Genomic DNA, 2154 nt, shown 5'->3' on the forward strand with positions numbered 1-2154 from the left:
GTCGGCGTCGAAGGTCAGACCTCGCGAGCAGCCGACCTCCAACTCATGCTCTTGCACCAGATCGCGCGTGAGAGCCAGGTCCATCACCTTCGGGCCGTGCAGGGACAGTTCAGCGACGTCGAATCCAGCGGCCTTCGTCGAGCTCAAAACCTTGCGGGTCGACTCCGGCGTGAGGTCACCCGCCCATACCAGTGCGTGTACGCCAAGCTTGTTCATCGTGCAACTCCTTGAGAAGCGGTCACGCGCCTGCGGACCAAAGTTTTGGAAAGACCGTTCGCCCACGCCCAGCGAAGAAGCATCACGGCAAGCAGGAAGACTCCCCACAGCGCGGTCGCCAAATGCTGGTTAGCGCCGAGCAAATTGAGACCGGATGCGATGACCTGAAGAATGATGAGTGCAATCACGACCGGAACCACACGACCGAAGCCACCGAAGGGGTCGACACGACCGAGGAAACATGCCAGCACGGAGATGAGCAGGAATGCCTCGCCGTGCCCGACACGAACCGAGTTGAATCGGGCGGCCATGACGACGCCCGCGATACCGCACATGAGCCCCGACAACATGTAGATGCGCGTGACGGCGCGCGTGGTGGCGATACCCGAGTACCGCGTAGCTTCCAGATTCGACCCGACCATGCGCGTCGCAAAACCCAGCCGCGAGCGCGTCATCACGATATGCCAGAGCAGCGCGCACGCGAGGAAAATCAGGAGCGGAATGGGGATGCCAAAGAAGAAGCCGTTGCCCATCTGCCGAACGAACGGCGGGAACCCTGAGATGTCTCCGCCGTGCGTCAGGAATTCGCCCAGACCGCGAAGGAAAATCATCATCGAAAGCGACACGAGAATCGGGCTTGCCCCAGTACGAGCGATGACGGCACCCATTACCCAGCCAGCAGCGGCGCCGGTCGCCAATGCAGCGACGATGCCGAGAATGATGACGGCCGCCCCCGCGTCTGCGCCGCCATGCGTTTGAATCACGTACGCCATCGCCAGACCCGAGATATTCGCCGTAAAAGTCACGGCGAGGTTGAAGCCACCCGAAATCAACGGCATCAGCATGGCAAGCGTAAAGAAGCCGAGTTCCGGAAGCTGGAACGCCACTGACACAAAGGTGCTCGACGAGAAGAAGCGGTCGGAGGCGATACTCAGGGCGACGATGACAACCGCGAGAAATCCGAGCAGCCCAACAACGTCGGCCGGTACGAGCGGCGTAGACGAGCGATGAGATGAGGTATTCATGACGAGGCCTTCGCGCTTTGTGACGTGAATCGCGTTCCCACGAGCTTGGCGAAGCCGCCGCTCGACAAGGTAATGGCGATGAGGATGATGGCGCCGATGATCATCTTGAACGCGTACGGCGAGATACCGAGCAGGTTCAATCCGTTGGCGGTAATCGCGGTCAGCAAGATGCCGAGGATGGAGCCGAGGATGGTCCCGCGTCCGCCGCCCAGGCGAGCGCCGCCCAGCACGACTGCAGCCAGTACGTCGAGCTCACGTCCGTACAGCGCATTCGGCACGACCTCTTGCACGTAGTGAGCCTGCATCAGTCCTGCAATCCCCGCCATCATGCCAAGCCAGCCGAAGGCTATGTAATGCATCGCTCCGAGGTTCACGCCCACGCGTCGTGCGGCCTCCGGGTTGTCACCCATCGCGTACAGTTGGCGGCCGGTGGTGGTGCGACGAAGCAGGAACCAAGTGGCAACAACCATCGCGACCATCACCGCAACTGGCAACGCCAGATTGGCATTGCCGCTTGCCGTGTTGAAGTGGATTATCGACACCCTGTTGATCCACCAGTCCGGCAAGTCGTAGATGGACACGCCACCAGTGACGAACATCAACCCGCCGAAGAACACGTTGAAGGTCGCAATCGTCACCACGATGGAGACAATCTTGAAGCGATAGATGATGGTGGCGTTGATGGAACCAAGGACGAAACCAAAAAACGCTGCCGCGAGAAACCCCAGCGCCCAGTTCCCACCGCCCAGTCGCATTACCGTCAGTGCAGTCAGATACTGGACCACCGACGCGCCCACCGCAAAAGAGATGTCAATCCCTCCCGCAATCAATACGACCAACAGTCCCACCGCGAAGATGATGTTGACGGAGCTCTGGTTGAGCAGGTCGAACAGGTTGGGCAGGGTAAAGAAGG

General features: G+C 60.3%; 2 protein-coding genes and 1 pseudogene. All 3 read right to left on the reverse strand.

The features are described 5' to 3' along the window. Positions 1-216, reverse strand: a pseudogene (locus AWB67_RS36710) (sugar phosphate isomerase/epimerase); the annotation flags it as partial. Further along, positions 213-1241, reverse strand: a complete 1029-nt coding sequence (locus tag AWB67_RS36715; protein WP_087660727.1) for an ABC transporter permease — start codon at positions 1239-1241, stop codon at positions 213-215. The pseudogene AWB67_RS36710 and the gene AWB67_RS36715, both read right to left, overlap by 4 nt. Next, positions 1238-2154, reverse strand: a 917-nt coding sequence (locus AWB67_RS36720; RefSeq protein WP_087660728.1) for an ABC transporter permease, incomplete at its 5' end; no start/stop codon positions are given. The genes AWB67_RS36720 and AWB67_RS36715, both read right to left, overlap by 4 nt.

The organism is Caballeronia terrestris, assembly GCF_001544515.1.
Lineage (GTDB): Bacteria > Pseudomonadota > Gammaproteobacteria > Burkholderiales > Burkholderiaceae > Caballeronia > Caballeronia terrestris.